Annotated in this window: 17 protein-coding genes and 2 pseudogenes; 11 read left to right on the forward strand and 8 right to left on the reverse strand. The window is 59.6% G+C overall.

Translation table 11 applies throughout. The features are described from left to right. Window positions 1–2: 2 nt before the first annotated feature. The 5 genes from tssC to CAF78_RS25800 form a co-directional block, all read right to left on the reverse strand. Window positions 3–1505, reverse strand: a complete 1503-nt coding sequence (gene tssC, locus CAF78_RS25780) for a type VI secretion system contractile sheath large subunit (protein WP_060511716.1) — start codon at window positions 1503–1505, stop codon at window positions 3–5. Between the two features lie 14 nt (window positions 1506–1519). Further along, window positions 1520–2059, reverse strand: coding sequence for a type VI secretion system contractile sheath small subunit (gene tssB / locus CAF78_RS25785; RefSeq protein ID WP_060511758.1), 540 nt, complete (start codon window positions 2057–2059; stop codon window positions 1520–1522). A gap of 64 nt (window positions 2060–2123) precedes the next feature. Further along, on the reverse strand, window positions 2124–2873 hold the full coding sequence (locus CAF78_RS25790) for a hypothetical protein (RefSeq protein ID WP_085679696.1): 750 nt from the start codon (window positions 2871–2873) through the stop codon (window positions 2124–2126). A 439-nt stretch (window positions 2874–3312) separates the two neighbouring features. After that, the gene (locus tag CAF78_RS25795) at window positions 3313–3882 is read right to left on the reverse strand and encodes a hypothetical protein (protein ID WP_085679595.1); all 570 of its coding nucleotides are present in this window, start codon (window positions 3880–3882) and stop codon (window positions 3313–3315) included. 27 nt (window positions 3883–3909) lie between these two features. Then, window positions 3910–4458 (reverse strand): hypothetical protein, encoded by a 549-nt coding sequence (locus tag CAF78_RS25800; RefSeq protein ID WP_085679598.1) that lies wholly within the window; start codon window positions 4456–4458, stop codon window positions 3910–3912. Between the two features lie 127 nt (window positions 4459–4585). On the opposite strand from CAF78_RS25800, the gene tri1 reads away from it, so the two are divergent. After that, a complete protein-coding gene (tri1, locus tag CAF78_RS25805; protein WP_177408574.1) occupies window positions 4586–5704 on the forward strand; it encodes an ADP-ribosylarginine hydrolase Tri1 in 1119 nt (372 codons plus the stop codon). A 134-nt stretch (window positions 5705–5838) separates the two neighbouring features. Here the strand turns inward: tri1 and CAF78_RS25810 are convergent, their stop codons facing one another. The 3 genes from CAF78_RS25810 to CAF78_RS25820 form a co-directional block, all read right to left on the reverse strand. Continuing rightward, window positions 5839–6147, reverse strand: a complete 309-nt coding sequence (locus CAF78_RS25810) for a hypothetical protein (RefSeq protein ID WP_085679604.1) — start codon at window positions 6145–6147, stop codon at window positions 5839–5841. A 90-nt stretch (window positions 6148–6237) separates the two neighbouring features. Further along, window positions 6238–6540: an immunity protein Tsi6 family protein gene (locus CAF78_RS25815; protein ID WP_085679607.1), complete on the reverse strand. Its 303-nt coding sequence runs from the start codon at window positions 6538–6540 to the stop codon at window positions 6238–6240. A 1-nt stretch (window position 6541) separates the two neighbouring features. After that, the gene (locus tag CAF78_RS25820) at window positions 6542–7996 is read right to left on the reverse strand and encodes a polymorphic toxin type 46 domain-containing protein (protein WP_085679610.1); all 1455 of its coding nucleotides are present in this window, start codon (window positions 7994–7996) and stop codon (window positions 6542–6544) included. A gap of 715 nt (window positions 7997–8711) precedes the next feature. Here CAF78_RS25820 and tssI point away from each other — a divergent pair. The 10 genes and pseudogenes from tssI to CAF78_RS25870 all read left to right on the forward strand — a co-directional run bounded on the left by tssI (window position 8712) and on the right by CAF78_RS25870 (window position 20778). Next, entirely contained in the window at window positions 8712–10568 is a 1857-nt protein-coding gene (gene tssI, locus CAF78_RS25825; protein ID WP_085679613.1) for a type VI secretion system tip protein TssI/VgrG, read from the forward strand. A 10-nt stretch (window positions 10569–10578) separates the two neighbouring features. Next, window positions 10579–11163 (forward strand): hypothetical protein, encoded by a 585-nt coding sequence (locus tag CAF78_RS25830; protein WP_085679616.1) that lies wholly within the window; start codon window positions 10579–10581, stop codon window positions 11161–11163. 35 nt (window positions 11164–11198) lie between these two features. Next, the gene (locus CAF78_RS25835; protein ID WP_085679619.1) at window positions 11199–11666 is read left to right on the forward strand and encodes a DcrB-related protein; all 468 of its coding nucleotides are present in this window, start codon (window positions 11199–11201) and stop codon (window positions 11664–11666) included. Between the two features lie 6 nt (window positions 11667–11672). Continuing rightward, on the forward strand, window positions 11673–15887 hold the full coding sequence (locus CAF78_RS25840) for an RHS repeat-associated core domain-containing protein (protein WP_085679622.1): 4215 nt from the start codon (window positions 11673–11675) through the stop codon (window positions 15885–15887). After that, the gene (locus CAF78_RS25845; RefSeq protein ID WP_085679625.1) at window positions 15887–16453 is read left to right on the forward strand and encodes a hypothetical protein; all 567 of its coding nucleotides are present in this window, start codon (window positions 15887–15889) and stop codon (window positions 16451–16453) included. Before CAF78_RS25840 ends, CAF78_RS25845 begins: the two co-directional genes overlap by 1 nt. Before the next feature lie 323 nt (window positions 16454–16776). Continuing rightward, on the forward strand, window positions 16777–17331 hold the full coding sequence (locus tag CAF78_RS25850) for an imm11 family protein (protein ID WP_256573978.1): 555 nt from the start codon (window positions 16777–16779) through the stop codon (window positions 17329–17331). A gap of 206 nt (window positions 17332–17537) precedes the next feature. Continuing rightward, window positions 17538–18266 (forward strand): annotated as a pseudogene (locus CAF78_RS25855) (type IV secretion protein Rhs); the annotation flags it as partial. Window positions 18267–18548: 282 nt separating this feature from the next. Further along, a complete protein-coding gene (gene arfB / locus CAF78_RS25860; protein WP_085679702.1) occupies window positions 18549–18962 on the forward strand; it encodes an alternative ribosome rescue aminoacyl-tRNA hydrolase ArfB in 414 nt (137 codons plus the stop codon). A 93-nt stretch (window positions 18963–19055) separates the two neighbouring features. After that, a complete protein-coding gene (locus CAF78_RS25865; protein ID WP_085679628.1) occupies window positions 19056–19406 on the forward strand; it encodes a hypothetical protein in 351 nt (116 codons plus the stop codon). Between the two features lie 140 nt (window positions 19407–19546). Then, a pseudogene (locus CAF78_RS25870) lies at window positions 19547–20778 on the forward strand (M20 aminoacylase family protein). The last annotated feature ends 8 nt before the right edge of the window (window positions 20779–20786 follow it).

Here is a 20786-nt window from a genome sequence, read left to right on the forward strand (position 1 = left end):
GGTCAGCCGCGGGCGCCTTGCGGCAGTTCGGCGACCAGGCGCAGCGAGGCGGTCAGTTCGTCGAGCTGGTAGTGCGGGCGCAGGTAAGTCACGGCCTTGTACACGCCAGGCTTGCCGGGCACTTCGAACACCTCGGCGCGGGCTTCGCGCAGCGGGAACTTGGCCTTGGCCTCCTGGCTGGCGGTGTCGTCGAGCAGCACGTAGCTGGCCAGCCACTGGTTGAGGAAGCGTTCCACATCCATGCGCGAGGCGAAGCTGCCGATCTTGTCGCGCATGATCGCCTTCATGTAGTGGGCGATGCGCGACGTGGCGAAGATGTACTGCAGCTGCGCCGACAGGCGTGCGTTGGCGTTGGCGATGTCGGTGTTGTACTGCTTCTGCTTCTGCGCCGACTGGGTGCCGAAGAATGCGGCGTAGTCGGTGCCCTTGCAGTGCACCAGGGGGATGAAGCCGAGGTCCGACAGCTCTTTTTCGCGGCGGTCGGTGATGGCGATCTCGGTCGGGCACTTGAGGGCGATTTCGCCGTCGTCGGTCTTGAAGGTGTGGGTCGGCAGGCCTTCGACCAGGCCGCCACCTTCCACGCCGCGAATCGCCACGCACCAGCCGTAGCGGGAGAAGGCATCGGTGACGCGGGTGCCGAGGGCGTAGGCGGCGTTCATCCACAGGTACTTGTTGTGGTCGCGGCCGTCGACGCTTTCGACGAAGTTGAATTCTTCCACCGGCGTGGTATCCGGGCCATAGGGCAGGCGGCCGAGCACGTGGGGCAGGGTGAGGCCGACGTAGCGCGAGTCTTCCGAGGCGCGGAACGACTTCCACTTGGCGTATTCGACGGTGTCGAAGATTTTCGCCAGGTCACGCGGGCCGGACATCTCGGTGAACGAGTCCCAGCCGAACAGCTCGGGCGAGGCCGCCGAAATGAATGGCGCGTGGGCCGCGGCGGCCACGTGCGAGATCTCTTCGAGCAGGTACATGTCTTCGGGGCTGCGCTTGAACTCGTAGTCGCCGATCAGCATGCCGAACGGGGCGCCGCCGAAGGTGCCGTACTCTTCTTCGTAGACCTTCTTGAACAGCGCGCTCTGGTCGAATTCGCTGGCGGCCTTGAGGTCGCGTACCAGGTCCTTCTTCGAGGCGTTGAGCAGGTGGATCTTCAGCGTGGTGCTGGTTTCGGTCTGGTCGACCTGGTACTTCAGGCCGCGCCAGGAGGCTTCCAGCTGCTGGAACTCACGGGCGTGCATGATCTCGTTCATCTGCTCGGAGAGCATCGAATCGATTTCGGCGATGCGTGCGTCGAGCACGGCGATCAGGTCTTTGCTCGGGGTCATTTCGCCCTCGAGCACCTGGTTCACCAGCTCGCCGATCAGGTCGCGGGTGCGGTTGCGCTCGGTGTCGGAGCGGGCCACGCGGCTTTGCGAAATGATGCTGTCGAGCAGCGAAGGCTGAGGGGCGAAGTTTTCCACTTCGACCAGGTCGCCGGCCTGTTGCGGTGCGGTTTGCTTGTCGGTCATGTTCGGGCTCCTGCTCAGGCGCGATCGTCGCTGGACGGGTCTTTCACTTCGGCTTCACGGCCGAATTCCTGGCCCAGGGTCTTGAGCTTTTCGGTGTTCTGCAGCACGTCCATCAGCAGCTCTTCGAGCTTGTCGTTGCCGCCCATCTTGTTGCGCAGGTCGGCCAGCTTGTTGCGCACTTCCAGCAGCTTGCGCAGCGGCTCGACCTGCTTGACCACGTTCTGTGGCTCGAAGTCTTCAAGGCTGTTGAAGTTCAGTTCGACGCCCAGCTGGGTGCCGTTCTTGGCCAGGGTGTTGTCGACGCGGTAGGTCAGGCGCGGCTTGATGCCCTTGAGCACGCCGTTGAAGTTGTCGCGGTCGATGAAGACGAACTTGCGGTCCTTGAGCTTGGGCAGCGGCTCCAGCGGGTTGCCGGAGAAATCGCCCAGCACGCCGACGACAAAGGGCAGCTCTTTCTTCTCGATGGCATCGCCGATGTCCACGTCGTAGGTGATATGGACCCGAGGTGCGCGAACGCGGTCGAGTTTGTGCTGGGTGCTTTCCTTCTTCGCCATCGTGTTCTCCAGTGCGAGCAATTCGCTGCGAATCATTGCGCGGCCCGCGAGCGGGCGCTGCGCGTTACAGTCCTTCGATCGTCAGCAGCAGGCGCTGACGGATGTCGTCGTTCATTTCCAGAATGTTGTCGCGCCCCACCAGCTCTTCGAAGCTGGTGTTGCCGGCAATTTGCGTGCTGCTGCGGATCACCGAATCGTCAGGCAGTTGCGAACGCACCGGCGAGCTGATGACGCAGAACGGCAGGTCGCCAAAGCCCTTGAGACGCTCGAAGCTGAGCCCGTAGCGCAGGCCTTCGAACAGCCGGCCAAGGCCTGGCGATTTGCTCAGGCAGTAGAACAGCACCAGGTAGTGCACCACGAAGCGGTACAGCTCGGCGCTGCTGCGGTTGGGGTCTTTGATGACGGTGCGAAACTGCGCCAGGTCGAAGGCGTGGAAACCCACCACCCAGCGCGTCGGGCTGGTGATGCGGATGACCTGGCCGCTCTGTTCGAGGACCTTGTCGTATTCCAGCGGGAACAGTTCGGGGGTGGTGCTGATCAGGTTCAGCGGCACTTCCAGCTCGCTGACCAGCTGGAACGGCGCGGCCGAGCCGATGCGCTCGTAGAGTTCGATCAACGACTGGAAGTGGCCCTGGGTTTCGCGCCCGCTGCTGCGCTGGGCGCCTTGCAGGTATTCGCCAAACAGGGTCTGCGGACGGATCAGCGGTGCCACGGTGGCAAGGTAATCCGCCGCCTGCGCCTTCAGCGCATCGGAGATCGCCCGCGTCTGGCTACGCAGCTTGATCAGTGCTTCGACATCGAATGTCTGTGTCATCGGTACATCGTCCATGAGCCTGCTTGATCGTCCTGAAACGCCAATGGCGTGGACCTGAAAATCGCGCCTCTCGGCTGCGGCAAATTCGAGTGCTGGCACATGAATATCGTGTTGCCAGCAATGCCGAGTAGGGCACCCCGCTGCGGAAGAAGTTCCGGCAAGGGGCGCGATTTTTTCCCTGTTTTGTGAAGTTGCGCAATGATGGCTGGATAGTGGCTATGTAGGGTTTTGTCTACTGGAGATGGGGCCTTGGCCCCCAAAGTCAGGGGGCTGAAGTGCTAAGGAGACGGTAAAAATTGACGTAAAAAGTTTTTGTTAAAAAGTGAAGCGGGTCTCATTTTTTTGCCCCGATCCGATGGCGCTCGGCTTCCATCGCGGCGCGTTTCAATGATGGCAACGCGACGGAATATGCCGCGCCAAAGCGGTTTCGCAGGGGGTGCTACAGCGGCTTTGCACCGGCCATGCGGCCCTCGACTCCCCACTCCCGCAACCACCCGAGCAAGGCGTGTAATTCATCGGTGGCCTCGACCGACAGCGTGCCGTTTTCATGCAGGACGGCATCGCTGAGCGTACCCATGCCGCAGGGCATCGCGAACACACTCAAACGAACCTGTTCGGGGTCGCTGTGCAGCCGTGCGTGGTAGCCCAGGAGCGTGTTGGCCCAGCTTGGGTAGCCGCCATCGCGCAGCAGCAAGGTTGCTATTCGCGCCAGTACCGCAGCGACTTCCGTCAGCTCCCAGGTGCAGGGGGTGGCCGTGCCGCGCTGGGTGCCAGGTTGCATCATCAAGAGGTGGTCCAGTTCGCGGCGGCGGCAGCGAACGACCATGGGCAGCGCTGCCGAAGGTTCCTTGAGCCAGGCATCGTAGCGGGCCTGGTCGATGCGGTAATACTCTTCGTAATCGACCAAGGGACTGCTCACCGGGATGGACAGGTAGCACTGCTGGGAAGTCAGTTCTTCTCCGAGCGAAAAGCGATGCTTGCAACTTGTGTAGGTATCGTTGAATTTCATGCTGAGAAGCGCCTTCGATGTAAGCAGCTAGCGGCCATCCACCTGGATGCAGATGTTCTGCTTGCCCACGATCTTGCATGGCCAGTTATCGTTGATGTAGCTGTCTGGTGTGAAGCACATGCGCTCATCGTTCACCCAGAACATTTGCCATCCTGAACCCGAGATGCGCAGCTTGGGGCATGACCAGTAGCCCTTGGCGGAGAGTGTGGCAGTGGTCAGCGCGATCATGACAGGCGCTACGACCATGAGTGCAACCGTCAATTGCATCGAGCGCAGTTGGAACCCGTAGAGCCAGGTCTTTTTGGGCGGGGCGAATTTCTGGCCGGTCCAGGCTGCGATCAGGCAGCCCAGGGCCATGACCGGTGCGAACGGTATTGCCGCGACAACGAAGAATGATTTGAGGGACGTTTCCACGACCGGTGCATTCCGGTAGATGCGACCGTAGAGCGGTACGATTTCAGTCCAGAGCACGTAGGCGCCAAGCGCCCCTACGGCCAGTAGGCAAAGGGCCAGGCCAATGCCCGCCAGTTTGAAAAGGATCGGGGATCTTACATGGAGTTCGGCATGATTCTTCACGGTAGCCTCAGCGTTCCTTGCTGCATCGGTCTGGTCTTTGCTGCTGTCTGGACGGGTCGTTGCCAGTGAGCAGCAGGTTCAGCAGAATGTTCGCATGGATGAGCGCAACCCACAGCAAGGAATGAACATGATCGATCTGAGAAGCCCGGATGCAACCCTGAGCGAGTACGCCCAGCGCTACGTCGACCTGCTGCCCGAGTGGTCGCCGCAGTTGCAGCAGCGCATGAGCTACACGATCGAACCCGATGCCCCCAGGCTGCCGCGTATCAAGCCTGCCTGGTTGAGCGACAGGCCCTGCACGTTGTCACCGGAGCAAGCGTTGGACCGTGCACAAGGGGCGCTGTTGGGACTGGCGATTGGTGATGCGGTAGGCACGACCCTGGAGTTTCAGCGGCGCGATCAGGGGCAGGTCAGCGATATGGTCGGCGGTGGCCCTTTCCGCCTGGCGCCAGGTGAATGGACCGACGACACCAGCATGGCCCTGTGCCTGGCGGACACCTACGCGAGCCAAGGCAAGTTCGATTTCGCGACCTTTGCCGATGCCATGGTGCGCTGGTATCGGCAGGGCGAAAACAGCGTCAATGGCCGCTGCTTCGACATCGGTAATGTCACGCGCCGAGCCCTGGAGGGGTGGGAGGCCCAAGGACTTGGGTGGATGGGTAATCTCGAGGCCTCGACAGCAGGCAATGGTTCGTTGATCAGGCTCGCGCCCACGGCCATTTTCCGACGCCATTCACTGTCGGCAACCTGGTGGCAGAGCGTAACGCAGAGCAGTGTGACTCACCGCGCAATTGAGGTATTGGAGTGCTGCAAGTTATTTGGTGCGCAGTTGCATTTGGCGCTCAATGGCGCGGACAAGGAAGAGGCATTGTCGCCGAAGGTGCGCCCCTTGCAGCCCCGGGCCTTGATCATCAATGCCGGCGAGTACAAGCACAAAACCCGTGAGCAGATTCGCTCGTCCGGGTATGTGGTCGATACCTTGGAAGCAGCGCTCTGGGCCGTATGGAATACGGACAATTTCCGGGATGCGATTCTGTTGGCGGCCAACCTTGCCGATGATGCCGACAGTGTGGCGGCGACGGCGGGGCAGATTGCCGGAGCCTTGTATGGCGTGTCGGGCATGCCGCCGGAGTGGGTGGCTAAGGTTGCCTGGTCGCAGCATATTCGTGGCTTGGCAAGGAGGCTGTTCGAGCTGGCACCGCTGGGCGATGAGCTTGATGGCCTCCTTTACAGTGGTAACGGCTAGCACACACTGCTTTGCCTGGGCGACGAGATCAGCTATTGGTCTGCCAAGCCCTGCAGCGGCTCCAGTTTCCTGTGCAGCTAACCAAGAGGCGTCGTGGGTATCATGGCGTACCTAGAGTGATCAGTTTGAAGTGATCAAGGTTTGTTCATTTCAGCGAGTAGCCTCTGAAAAGCTTTCGAGCGTCGTCCGTCGATGAGTTCGATGTAAAAGGAAGCATAGCGCTCTTCAAGGTCACGGTACGCGCCCAGCCGGGTTTCGGTAAAGTAGCGATGGCCAGGGATATCACGCGCCTCCATGGGGGTGGCGATTTCTTCATTCGTAGCACGCTTGAGCAGGCCATCCAGTTCCTTAAGCAATAGGGCCGCAGCGCGCTCATGATGTTGATAGTGCTCAAGCAACCCGCGCAGCGCCGTAGCCGCGTGTTTCAGTGCAGCTGGATTCATGGTGGGGTTCCCGTCATGCCAGGTTGTGGTTCACCTCCCACGGTCGCAGTCGAAACCATAGTCGTTTGGCGGTCGGCGTCCCCTCGGTAATCATTTTTCGCCAGGCAGGCGGATCTTGAGGCCATTGGCTGATTGCTCTGCAATGTAATAAACATGAAGTAATGCCTCGGCGAGGGCTTCGTCCGTGGGTTCAAATTCCTTAGCCGCGATAGCACCAATCGTCAGTCTGTGCAGCTTCGATTTATCCTTCTCCGTACCGTCGAACACGGCCCTGATGTACTTTAACTGATCGATGACGGTGGCATAGACAGGAAAGCCAGGGATGCGTTTTTGGCGGTCAATGGCGAGTGCGAGCGCTTTGTCTACATACTCGAGTGGTGTAGTCGGTTTCATGTTAATCACTTGGGCTTACCAACTTGAAAAATGATTTCTCGGTGGAGGTTATCTGCCTTGCCCCGCCCAGCGTCTGGAAAGGCTGGGCTTTCACGGACCAATCATCCAGCGCGGGCGCAGATATGCTGCGCAGGACAGAGACTTTTTCTGTGGTTTCGTAAACTTTCACGACTTTGGTCGCTAACGTCTCGGTTTTGTAAAGCGTCCCAATGGGGTTGATCCCTAACTGGGTTGGCAACACATCAGGAGTGGGAGAGTACCACATCCCTTGCACGCCACCGGGCACCTGGAATTGCCAAAGTTTTTTCCCGGCATTGAATGTCTCGATGCTCACGGGTTGAGAGAAATCCAGCCCGTTCATGTAACCACGGTAATTTTCGGGGAGCATCCCTTGTGATTCAAAGTAACTTGCCGCTTTGGCCTTGTTGCCGCGAATGTAGATGTCCTTGAGGACATCGCCTGTGCGGCCGAATTTCTCATTGAGGTATTCCCGGCGCGTTACTGCAGCTTGCGGGGGTTCAGCAAGGGTTGGGGGCGCAACCTCAGTCGTACGGGGCGGCTGGTAAAACGGCTGCTCGGGTTCGGCTTTCTTGAGGGGCGTCGCTTCTTTTGCCTGCAGTTCCGGATGCTCCAGTAACTTCTGCTCATTCTTCGACAGCCAGGCAGCCAGTTGCCGATTGGAGATATCCGCCTGTAGCCTTGCACTACGTGTCGCAATGTTTTCCATGCTGCTCATGACGCCGGCCTTCATCTGCCCCCGAGTCAGGTAGGTGACAATGGCCGTCAGCAGCAGCAACACCAGTTGCTCCTGACCGCGGGCCAGTTGGCGCGCGGCGCGCTCGACGCGCTCCTGGGCTTGCGCCGACGAGCCGCCGGTTGGGTCCAGGCCAGCGGGCTTGAGGCCATCCTCGGCAAACCAGGCCGTGGCCATGCCTTGCTGAAGTGTCGACAAACAGGCCGGCAGGCCTTGGTAGAAGTACTCGGCGATGGCGGACAGCCCCAGGCCCATGAGGATCAGGTTGCCGACCTGCAGGCCAATACCAGCCCCGGCCACCGCGCCTGGCGCCGCGCCGACCCCAAAGGCGAACGCCCCGGCCACGCCACCGGCGAGCGAGCCAACCGCCACGCTGCCGCCGAGGATCATCGACACTTCTTTGACCAGCTGCAGCAGTACCGGCAGGATCTGCTCGATGCCGATGGAAGACCACTTGCGCTTGAGGTTGTCCTGGATGATCGGGTAGGACAGGGCCATGGCCTGGCGTACGTTGTCGATGCGCTGGCCACCCAGGTAGCCATAGGCCTGATTGGCACCATTGCTCACCCGGCGGCTGAACCCGTCCCAGGCTTCGTGGGCGCTGTTCAGGCCGCTGTCGACGCTCTGGTTGAGCTCGCTGAATTTCTGCTCGAGATTGCGCTCGATGTCGCCCCAGCTGGGGATGTTGGTCAAAAGATCCATTTTCGCTTCACTGTCCATGGAGGTAGGCGGCGCTTCGGCGGCGAGCGCAGCGTGTCGCGTCAGACCTCAAGATTGGCGTGAAGATCCGACGGAGCGTTCATTGTTCTCACGACAGGGGTGTGGGGCAATGATGGCAATTGAGCATCGTCGCACGAATCATGGCTCTTCGCTTGCCGAAAGTGCCAGTACCACCAGTGCCTACGCTAGCCATTTGCCAGAGGGGATGAATGTCGAAAAATTTGAACCAATCCACGTTATGAAACATTTTTCTCCGCGAGTGCCGTGGACGCAAAAGGAAGCGGACCGCTCGAGTTGGTGTGGTGAGGTATGGGGTCCGATCAGCACTTCAAAAACCTTCTGCTACGGGCCATTCGGCGATGGTCCGTAGCGCTTTGGCGCAGCAGTGACGGTTGCGAAAAGTGGCGATGTGATATCGCTTTGCAGGGCTCTAAGCTCAGCGTTACAAGGCTTGTGATGTGTTGACAGGGCATCATTTGCCGGTGTCTCCTTTTGGGCGCTTCTGCCTGCCTGGCATTCGGAAATGTGAACCAGGTCGCATTAAATTCGACGCATGATGGCACTTCCCATCATGCCGGCAGTCGCATGATTCCGCAGGGCACGCGCGTGATGCGCGCATGCTGAACAAGCCCGCAAGATCAGAGTTGTAGCTGAGCATCGCATTAGCGTGCTGGCCGTGTTTTCAAGGAGATTTCGCATGATCATGGACCTGGCCTCCGCGCTGCTGTCGCCGCAGAACCGCCGCCTGTTCAAGTTTCACAACCTGGCCAACCCCGAGCAGGAGCTGCTGCTGGAAACCTTCAAGGGCACCGAGGCCCTGTCGCGGGCGTTCAACTACGAACTGCTGCTAGTTTGCGAAGACTCCGGCGTGCCGCTGAAATCGATGATGGGCCAACACGTCAGCATCGAGATCGAGCTGGCCGAAGGCGGCCCGCGCTACATCACCGGTTACCTCACACGCTTTGCCAGCATCGGCAGCGACGGTGGCATGGCGCGTTACACCGCTACCCTCAACCCGTGGTTCTCGATGCTCAAGAACCGCTTCGACACGCGGATCTTCCAGGGCAACACGGTCGAGGAAGTGGTCACCGAAGTGTTCGCCCTGTGCCCGGCGTTTTCCCGCCACGAATTCCGCCTGACCCGCCCGCAGAAGCGCTACACCTACATCACCCAGTACCGCGAGACCGACTTCAACTTCGTCCAGCGCCTGCTGGAGGAAGAGGGGATGTTCTACTACTTCGAGCACACCGCCGAAGGCCACACCATGATCATCTGCGATGATTCCAGCACCCTGGTGGACATCCCCGAACAACCGCAGATCCGCTTCCACAGCGCTTCGGTCACCGAGACTGCCGACTCCATCACCCAGTGGAGCGGCAACCGCCAGTTGCAGTCCGGCAAGATGGCCACGCAGACCTTCGACTACCGCCAGCCCAACAACCGCCTGCCGGTGGCGATGAACAGCGTGAACAAGCAGGGCGACGTAGAAAACTTCGAAATCTACGACTTCCCCGGCCAGTACACCCACGGCACCTACGACGAAGGCGAAACCCTGCTGCGCCTGCGCATCGAGGCACTGGAGTTGCGTGGCAAGAAGTTCGAGGGTGCCAGTAACTGTCGGGCCATGAAGCCCGGCTACACCTTCGAGCTGCTGCAGCACTACACCCACGACCAAGGCGCCGTCGAAGACCGTCAGTTCCTGCTGATGAGCGTGGAGAGCGAAGGCCACAACAACTACCTCAGCGGCCAGCAGGCCAGCTACTACAACACCTTCAGCTGCGTGCGCAAGAAGATCCCGTTCCGCCCGCAGCTGAGCACGCCCAGGCCGACCATTGCCGGCCCGCAGACCGCCATCATTGTCGGCCCACCGGGTGAGGAGATCTTTACCGACGAACTGGGCCGGGTGAAGATCCAGTTCCACTGGGACCGCAAGGGCCAGCACAACGACCACAGTTCGTGCTGGGTGCGCGTCGCCCAATCCGGCGCCAGCGGCGGCTTCGGCAGCATCCAGATCCCGCGTGTAGGCGACGAGGTGGTGGTGGTATTCCTCGACGGCAACCCCGACCGCCCGCTGATCATGGGTAGCCTGTACAACAGCTCCAACACCCCGCCATGGTCGCTGCCGGCGAACAAGACCCAGAGCGGCTTCCTGACCCGGTCGATGAAGGGAGACGGCGGTACCGCCAACTTCTTCCGCTTCGAGGACAAGGCCGGTGCCGAGCAGATCATCATGCATGCCGAGCGCAACATGGACACCGAGATCGAGCTCGATGAGACCCATGATGTGGGTAACAACCGTGCGATCACGGTTGGCGGCACGCACACCGAGACGGTCAAGAAAGACACCGTGGTGAAAGTGACCGAGGGCTCGTACACCCTGCAGGTCGACAACCAGTTCATCCAGGTGGCGGCCAAGCAGCACATCATCCTGCAGGTTGGCGACAGCAGCATCACGCTGACCCCGGAAGGCATCGAAATCAAGGGCAAGGTCATTACCACGACCAGCACCGACATCACCAAGATCACAGGCGCCCCGGTGCGGATCAACGACTGAGGCCAGGCTCATGTACAAACCCTCGATCTACGACCGGATCTCCGCCAGGCGCGAAGCGCTGGAAGAGGAGGCGCGCCTTGCCAAGTTGGCGGAAGAAGCCAAGGCCGCCGAACCTTTGCCCGAGCCGGAACCGGTACCCGTGGCGCTGCAGGAGGTGGCCAGCAGTTTCACCTTCGGTGGGTTCAACCTGCAGTTTCCGGGCGGCTTTCGTTTTCGCGACATCCAGACCACCCTCGAACACGAAGGTGAGCCAGTCACCTTGCATATTCGCCGCCGTGAGGTGCGTGCCAGGCAGACCCTGGAGCAGCTGTTCGACGCTGCGATCCAGGCCCTGCGTGAAACCAACCCGCAACTGCGGGTAATCCGCCAGCGTGATTGCTATGTGGCGGGCAGTGCGGCCAAGGCGCTGGATTTCCACTTCAATGCCGGCCATGCGCCTCGACACGGCCGACTGGTTGGTGCGCTGGTCCCGGTCGAAGGAAGCGACATGCCCCAGTGGCTGGATATCGCCTGCGTGGTCGACCCGAGCAGTCCAGGCCTGAGCCAGTGGCTGGTCGAATTCGACCGCATGCTCGATGGCATGGCGCTGCGCTGACACCCCTTATTTTTGCTATCAGGAATTTTCATCGCATGGATTACGAGTTGCAGGAAGGCAGCATCGCGCTGCCGGCAGGTTTCGAGGACCGCACGGTCAACATGTTCGTCCTCGGTGCCAGTGTCCCGGCGCCCTTGAGCATCACTATCTCGCGTGACACCTTGCTACCCGACGAAGCGCTGCAGGCTTATGTCGACCGCCAGATCAAGATGCTTACCTCCAAGCTGCGTGGATACACCCGCATGGGCAACAAGGCTGTCTTGCTCGGCGCGACGGCACCTGTCGCCGGCATCCAGATCGACGCCTACTACATGAACCAGGGCCGCCCGCTGTACCAGCGCCAGGCCGCGTTCATCATCAGCCCCGGGCGTGCGTTGATTTTCTCCACCACCGCGCAAGCCGATTTCAGTGCCCAGCAGAACCAGGACTGGGACAACCTGCTGGCCAGCTTCACCCCGCGCAACCCGGCCATGGCCAACGCCGAGCCCGGCGAACAGGAGTAACCCCTCATGTTCGAAGCGGCCAGGTTCGGCGACGACATATCGCACACCAGCGCGCTAGGAGGCTTCCTGATCGGGGCTGCCTTGGGTATCGCACTGGTGGCCACGGTGGCCATCGCCACCTTCACTTGCGGGTTCGGCGTGGCCTTGCTGGCCGGCCTCGCAGCCGGTATCGGAGGCAGCTTGCTGACCGCCGCCGGAGAGGCGATAGGCAGTATGTTCTCGTCTCCTTCAGGGACGATAACCACTGCCTCACCCAACGTCTTCATCAACAGCCGCAAGGCCGCCCGGGTCGAGAAGAGCATCGGTGCTTGCGACAAGCACCCAGGGCCGGTGCAGATCGCCGAGGGCTCGACCAACGTCTTCATCAACAGCGTTGCCGCTGCGCGCAAGGGCGACAAGCTGACTTGCGGCGCGACCATTTCTGGTGGTTCCGATAACGTCATCGTTGGCGGCGGCACCTATCGCTACCTGCCGGTGGACGACGAGATTCCGCAGTGGCTGCGTACCACCGTGGACGTACTGATGGCCATCGCCGGTGCCGCCGGTGGTATCGCCCAGTTGATCAAGGCCGGCACCCAGGCCGGCATGAAAGCGATCATGCCCTGCGCCCTCAAATTCACTGCAGGCTTCGTTGCAGGGGAGGTGGCAAGCCGCTACGTGGTCGAACCCGTGGCACGCCGAGCCATCGGCGGCCTGGTCGGCAACCCGGTCGACCTCACCACCGGGCGCAAACTGATCCCTGATGAAATCGACTTCAGCCTGCCCGGCCTGATGCCCATCGAATGGTCGCGCTTCTACGCCAGCGACCTCACCGTCGACAGCGTGCTCGGCAGCGGCTGGGTGCTGCCCTGGGAACAAAGCCTGCGCCGCCAGGGCTCATTCATCTACCTCACCGACAACCAGGGCCGCGAAGTTCCATTCGTGACCCTGCAACCGGGCGAACGCATCTACAACCCGCATGAGCAGGTGTACCTGGTCTGCACCGAAGGCGGTCACTACCTGCTGCAGACCCTCGACAACCTGTTCTTCTATTTCGGTGAAGTCCCCGACAGCAACACCGAAGTGCCGCTGCAGCGCATCGAAAACGCCCTCGGCCACTTCCTGCACTTCACCCGCACGCCCGACGGCACCCTGACCGACATCAGCGCCACCGGCGGCACCCGCATCCACCTGCACTACGACAACCCACTGGGTCGCCTGACCGACATCAAGCGCGTGGTCGACAATCAGGCCGTCGAAACCCTCACCCAGTACCGCTACGACGAACATGGCCAGCTGAGCGCGGTGATCAACCGCAACGGCGACACCGTGCGCAACTTCAGCTACGCCGAAGGCCTGATGGTCACCCACAGCAACGCCCTGGGCCTGGGCTGCCACTACCGCTGGGAAATCCTGGGCGATAAACCACGCGTGGTCGAGCACTGGACCAGCGACGGCGAGCACTATCACTTCCGCTACGACCTCGACGCCCGCACCAGCTGGGCCACCGACGTGCTCGGCCGCGAGCTGGAAGTGCAATACAACGCCGACCACCGTGTCATCGCCAGCCGTGACTACGGTGGCGAGCGTTACGCCATCGAGCTGGACGAGCAGGGCAACATGGTCGGCCTGGACCTGCCGGACGGCAACCGGCTCGCCTTCCAGTACGACGAATTCGCCCGCCTGCTGGAAGAAACCGACCCGCTGGGCCGCAAGACCACCTACGAATATCACCACCTGACCACGCTGGTGACCCAGGTCAGTTATCCGGATGGCAGCACCTGGCGAGCGCGCTACGACGACAAGGGCAACCTGCTCGCCGAATTCGATGCCCTCGGCCAGATGACCGAGTACCTCAACAGCGACGACGGCCTGCCGCACACCATCATCGATGCGACCTACAAGTCCAAGTACCTGTGGTGGAACACCCTGGCCCAGGTCGAGCGTTATCAGGATTGCTCGGGCAAGAGCACTTACTACCGCTACGACGAGCGTCAGCACCTGGTCGCGGTGACCGATGCGCTGAACCAGACCACCACCCTGGAGCGCAAGCCGGACGGCGAGGTGGTGCGCATCATTCATCCGGACGGCACGAAGGAAACCTTCAGCTACAACGTCTACGGCCAGGTGCTCAGCCACACCGACGGCAAGGGCCAGACCACCCGCCTGATGCGCACCGCCCGTGGCCTGCCCAGCAGCCGCGAGGATGCCAAGGGCCAGCGGGTACGTTACGAGTACGACAAGGCCATCCGCCTGACCGCGCTGGTCAACGAGAACAACGCGGCCTACCGCTTTGCCTATGACGCCTCGGACCGACTGAGCGAAGAAGTGCGGGTGGACAACCTGACCCGGCGCTTCAGCTACAACGTCGGTGGCCATCTGACCCGACTGGATGAAATCGGCTACGGCGAAAATGCCGAGCGGCCCGAGCGTCACACGCTGTTCGAGCGCGACAGCATTGGCCGCTTGATCGCCAAGCTGAACCGCGATTCACAGCAGCAGTTCACCTACGACGAAGGCGACCGGCTGCTGAGCATCGAGCGGCATCCGAGTGGACTCGGCAAGCAGCTTGGGGTGACCGAGGAAAAGCTGACGTACACCTACGATGTGCTGGGCCGGCTGACGCAAGAAATTACGTTGGAAGGTGCAGTTACCTATGACTATGACCCGCTCAGCAACCTGACCACCCTGACTGTGCCGGATGGGCGCAAGCTCAACTATTTGTATTACGGTAGTGGGCACCTTCACCAGCTGAACCTGGATGGCCAAGTCATCAGCGACATGGAGCGTGATGACCTGCACCGCGAGGTGTACCGGACCCAGGGCAAGCTCACCAGTTGTTTCGGTTACGACGCCATGGGGCGCAAGGCCTGGCAGTTTGCTTCGACCTTGCCCGCCGACAAGCTGTCGCAGGTGCACAATACCGGCATCAATACCTCACTGCTGGTGGAGCATGCCTACAACCCGATTCACCGTCGCTATCAGTATGATCCGGCGGGTGAGCTGGTCCGCACGCTCGACAAGCTGCGGGGCGAGATCAAATACGAGTACGAAGCCAATGGCCAGTTGCGCAGCCGTGATACTGGCTCGCTGGTAGGCAGTGAAGAGTTCCGCTACGACGCAGCCGCGAACCGTCTGGACTTCAATGCTCGGCAGTTCGACAAGGTCAAGGACAACCGGATCAAGCAGTGGCGCGATCAGGAATATCGCTACGACCCGTGGGGCAACCTGATCGAGAAGCGCTCGGGGCACAGCAAGCTGCAGCACTTCGCCTATGACTGCGAGAACCGGCTGGTTAAAGCTGAAAGGTATGTCGGTGGCAGACTGGAGAGCACCGGGCAGTATCGTTATGACAGCCTGGGACGGCGGGTGGCCAAGCAGGCGGAGATCAACGGCGAAGTCGAGCAGAAGCGCTTCCTCTGGCAAGGCTTGAGGATGTTGCGCGAGGAGACGCCTGGGCAAAGCATCTTGTACCTGTATGAGCCGGGGAGCTATGCGCCGTTGGCGCGGGTCGACCAGGCAGAAGGGGAAGAACAGAAGCTCTACTACTTCCATACGGACCAGATTGGTACGCCGCTGGAGCTGACCGACAGCGATGGCAAGATCGTATGGCAGGCGACGTATCGCTCGTGGGGTTCCGTAGAGGGGCTGGCCGTTAGTGATGTCGAACAGAATCTACGATTCCAAGGCCAGTACTTTGATGGCGAAACTGCGTTGCATTACAATACTTTCCGTTTTTATGACGCAAATGTAGGGCGGTTCATCACACAAGATCCCATTGGTTTAACTGGCGGTTTAAATCTTTATCACTACGTCCCCAACCCGATGTCATGGATCGATCCTTGGGGCTGGATGCCATTTTGGAAGCCTTTAAAACCTGATGGCATGGGGCATCATCCGTTTCCTCGACCTCATGCAAACACGCATGGGTTCCCTGAACTCGGAACCAAACTCGACTCACCTTCATGGTTCCCTAATGAGGTTGATGGTTCTGATAAGCTTCATCAGCAGTTCCATGATGCGATTAAAAAGGAAGGCGTGCCATTTAATAAGAAATTCGACGGAACATCTGATGATTTGGTTAAGAAGCTGAACAAAGCTTACGAAGGGTTCCCTCAGAAGGGTACTCTTAAAATTCCTCGTACTGGACAAGTGCTTGCGAAAGATGTGACTATTGGAGAAGCTTTAACTAAGTCGCTTGGTAAAAGTGGTGGCAGTAATTCAGCAGGAGGGTGCGGTTGATGAAGCGAAGTGCATTGGTGGAATTGTATTCCCCTGGAATTGTTTTGTTCGATCCGGTGATGCTGGCGAAGTTTTTAAAAGATTGGAGCGTGGCAGATAGTAATATTTTCAATGCGTTCTTGCAGGACGAGAATTTAGGGCGTCAAGCGATTGAGCAGGGAGTGGTTTGCCCAATCTATCAGATTTCTGAAAATGAGTATGCGGTGTTTGTAGAGGGTGGAGGTGAGATGGCAGGCGGTTTGCCGGAGCCGGTTTTCGTGCATTCAGGTCTGCCCCTGAGAATAGCTTCTGGCATCATGATTGTTTCAGATCTCAATGCCCTGCTTGATTGGGATGAAGGCTTTTTCTTGAATTACAAGGCTGAATTTAGCTCGCGCCTCCCTAATAATGATTACATAGATGTCCGTCCGGGGGATTATAGTTTGTCTGTTAAAGGCTATAAGAGTCTCGGTGGATACGGTTCGGATTTTGGGTATGGGCTAGATTTTACTTCTGTTCAAACTTTGCCAAGGGTTGGAAGTGACGCATCTGTGAGTGATCTAGATTTTGAATTGGTCACTCGGTGATGTCATAGTCACGCGACCGGGACTGTAGATTCAGTTGAATGGAAACTCGAATATTATCTGGGGAGTAGGCTTACGAGTGTAGTGATCTTAAGGTTCAATTCAGATAGCCTTTTCTGGTCCGCACTCTGCTTTCCATGTCCTGTCTAGCATTTCGAGGATTACAGAGGGTTAGAGGGGGCACGAATAGACAGGGCCATCCGCTAGGCAGCGTTGGGTCAATAAGAATAGTGCGACCTACTGTTTAGTAAATGGCGTATTGAACCGTCTAAACGGCGAGTACCCGGATCACCGCGCTAAATTAAAATTCTGTTCTGGGGCAGGTTGTGGCTAAGAATTTTATATTGACTATTTCAGACGAGTATCCGGAAGGTTACTGGCTCAAGATGAAGATGCTGTCGGGTCAGGATTCAGGAATATTTAAGGGGGGAGTGGTTGTAGATAATGGCATAAAAGTTTGCTTCGAGGTGGTAAAGAAAGTTAGCGCCTCAAGGCTGTTGGTTTATGACTTCTTCTTTAGCGATGGTCCCAATTTGATCTCGCCACGGCTTCATGAACTGATGAGTCGAGAAAATATTTCTGGTGTTCAGTTTGTAGATGCCGATCTAGTGCTGGATGGGGAGTCTCATGCCGGCTACAAAATATTAAATGTAATAGATAGGTCGCCTGCATTTAACTTGAAAGAATCAGTAAGTGAGCCATTGCTTAGCTATATGCCAGATGGTCCTAGATGGTTCAGCAAGATTGTTTTGGATGATAATGCTGATCTCTCTAGTGATATTGTTAGGGCTGAAGAAGAAAGTGCTACGATTGTAGTGGTTGCTCGCGTTAAATCTGTTTTCGAGAGTAACTCAATCCGTGGCGTGCAGTTCACGGTGTAGATAGCGTAGGCTTGACATTGTTTGGGGATGTTTTTTGCTGAGGTGTAATTTAGATTTAGATTAATGCGGCTAATTTGAAGTTATCTGGTCTTTAATAATTGATATTTTTAATTGGTTCTACTGAGGTACTGGTGGAACCATATTCTTGAGTGGCATATCTTGGCAAGTGCAACAGGCCGCACAAGCGAGGATATCTGGTCACTTGTACAGACCCCGACGCCCTGGGCCTGGGCTGCCACTACCGTTGGGAAACCCTCGGCGATAAACCACGCGTGGTCGAGCACTGGACCAGCGATGGCGAGCACTACCATTTCCGCTACGACCTCGATGCCCGCACCAGCTGGGCCACCGACGTGCTCGGCCGCGAGCTGGAAGTGCAATACAACGCCGACCACCGTGTCATCGCCAGCCGTGACTACGGTGGCGAGCGTTACGCCATCGAGCTGGACGAGCAGGGCAACATGGTCGGCCTCGACCTGCCAGACGGCAACCGGCTCGCCTTCCAGTACGACGAATTCGCCCGCCTGCTGGAAGAAACTGACCCGCTGGGCCGCAAGACCACCTACGAATATCACCACCTGACCACGCTGGTGACCCAGGTCAGTTATCCGGATGGCAGCACCTGGCGAGCGCACTACGACGACAAGGGCAACCTGCTCGCCGAATTCGATGCCCTCGGCCAGATGACCGAGTACCTCAACAGCGACGACGGCCTGCCGCACACCATCATCGATGCGACCTACAAGTCCAAGTACCTGTGGTGGAACACCCTGGCCCAGGTCGAGCGTTATCAGGATTGCTCGGGCAAGAGCACCTACTACCGCTACGACGAACGTCAGCACCTGGTAGCGGTGACCGATGCGCTGAGCCAGACCACCACCCTGGAGCGCAAGCCGGACGGTGAGGTGGTGCGCATCAGCCAACCGAAGTGCACGGGTGCGCTACGAGTACGACAAGGCCATCCTCGCGAATAAATAGTGGTTGTCAGGCATGGCGCTAGACGGCACGGGCTGCGCCCGTGTTCGCGGGCAAGCCCGCTCCCACAGGTTTCGCGTCAGTCCTTGGAAACTGGGCAAGCACCTGGGATCAGACGACTGCCACTTTGCAAGGTCAGCGCACTAGGGCGTCTCGATCGTGCAGTTGAGGCCAAACGCGTTTTGTTCTGTGAGCAAGCAGCCAAGGCTGTGATAATGGAGGGCAATCACAAGGGCCATGCCATGCTGACCATCTCTAACACCGTGCATCTGCCCGATGCCGACATCGAACTGACCTACATCCGCGCGCAAGGCGCAGGTGGGCAGAACGTCAACAAGGTGTCCAGCGCCGTGCACCTGCGCTTCGACATTCCCGCCTCGTCGCTACCCGCGTTTTACAAGGAGCGGCTGCTGGCGCTGCGTGACAGTCGTATCACCGGCGACGGCGTGCTGATCATCAAGGCCCAGCAGTACCGCACCCAGGAGCAGAACCGCACTGACGCACTGGCGCGTCTTGCCGAGTTGATCATCGCTGCCGGCAGGACCGAGAAAAAACGCCGCCCCACCAAGCCGACCCTCGGCTCGAAGACCCGTCGCCTCGAAGGAAAAGCCAGGCGCAGCTCGGTAAAGGCGGGGCGGGGCAAGGTGGAGTTCTAGGTCTCTGTGAAGTCCCGAAAAACCAACCGTCGCTTTCCCGGTTGATCGGAGCGCATGGAGGCATCGGTACAGTGAATTCAAACGGAGTTCCAAATGCCCTCAAGGACGACCAAGCGCAAGAAAAAACCACCGCACCCCGGCGGTGAAGTACACGATTACCTGGTAGAAATGGATTTCTGGGTCAAGTGCGCCTACCTGTTCACGCCGGCTTTCCTGGCGCTTTTTGGCGGCCTGGATGCTGTGGGAATAGCCCTCTTCATCTACCCCGTGATCAGCATCATCTACTTCATCATCCGCCACCGTTTTTTGAAAAGCCTACCGCCGGAGAAGCTGGTCCATGTGGTGCCCTGGAGTCATATCTATGAGGGGCGGAGCATATCCATGATCATCCTGAACCTCTGGGTACTGGCGGGTGGATACGCACTCTACAATCACTTTTTCTAAGTGGTTCCACTGCGTGGAACCACATTCGTTTGTACTCCCTCGCCACTCGCGCTTATCTGTCGCCAAGCACGACCTGCCTTTCCCGTCGTGATCTCAAGCGAACAACAAGAACGGGACCCACCCGCGCGAGGAGATTTCCCATGCAGCGACACCAGCACATCCTGGCCTGGCTCAACGACGTGGCCAGCGACTTGCAAGCCATCCGCCACGATATCCACGCTCACCCTGAACTCGGTTTCGAAGAAAGCCGCACCTCGGCCCTGGTGGCCACGCTGCTGCAGCAGTGGGGCTACGAGGTACACACCGGTATCGGCAAGACCGGTGTGGTCGGTGTGCTGCGCATTGGCAGCAGCCCGCGCAAGCTGGGGCTGCGTGCCGACATGGACGCGCTGCCGATCGACGAGGCCACCGGTGCCGCCTACAGCAGCCGCCACCAGGGCTGCATGCACGCCTGTGGCCACGATGGCCACACCACCATGCTGCTGGGCGCGGCGCGCTACCTGGCGGCGACGCGCCAGTTCGATGGCACGCTGACGCTGATCTTCCAGCCGGCCGAGGAGGGCCAGGGCGGTGCTGAGGCGATGCTCGCCGATGGGCTGCTGGAGCGCTTCCCCTGCGATGCGCTGTTCGGCATGCACAACATGCCGGGGCTGCCGGCCGGGCATCTGGGCTTTCGCGAGGGGCCGATGATGGCCTCGCAGGATCTGCTGACGGTCACCATCGAGGGTGTCGGCGGGCATGGTTCGATGCCACACCTGACGGTCGACCCGCTGGTGGCGGCGGCCAGTGTGGTGATGGCGCTGCAGACGGTGGTGGCGCGCAACATCGATGCCCAGGAGGCGGCGGTGGTCACGGTCGGCGCGCTGCAGGCGGGCGAGGCGGCCAATGTGATTCCGCAGCAGGCGCTGCTGCGCCTGAGCCTGCGCGCGCTGGATGCCCAGGTGCGGGCGCAGACCCTGGAGCGGGTGCGGGCGATCATCGTCAGCCAGGCCGAAAGCTTTGGCTGCACTGCCCGCATCGAGCACCGCCCGGCGTACCCGGTACTGGTCAACCATGCCGCGGAAAACGCCTTTGCCCAGCAGGTGGGTGAAGCGCTGCTGGGCGCCGACAAGGTCGATGGCAACACCCGCAAGCTGATGGGCAGCGAGGACTTTGCCTGGATGCTGCAGCGCTGCCCGGGCGCCTACCTGTTCATCGGCAACGGCGTGCAGCGGCCGATGGTGCACAACCCTGCGTACGACTTCAACGACGACATCCTGCTGACCGGCGCCGCCTACTGGGGCGCGCTGACCGAGAGCTGGCTCAAGCCGGCCTGATTCCCCCTGTATTGACGACTGCCGCTGGTAACCCGGGCGCCGCTGCGCCGGGGTGATCACTTGA

Origin of the sequence: Pseudomonas sp. R28(2017) (assembly GCF_002112505.1) — a bacterium.
Classification (GTDB): domain Bacteria; phylum Pseudomonadota; class Gammaproteobacteria; order Pseudomonadales; family Pseudomonadaceae; genus Aquipseudomonas.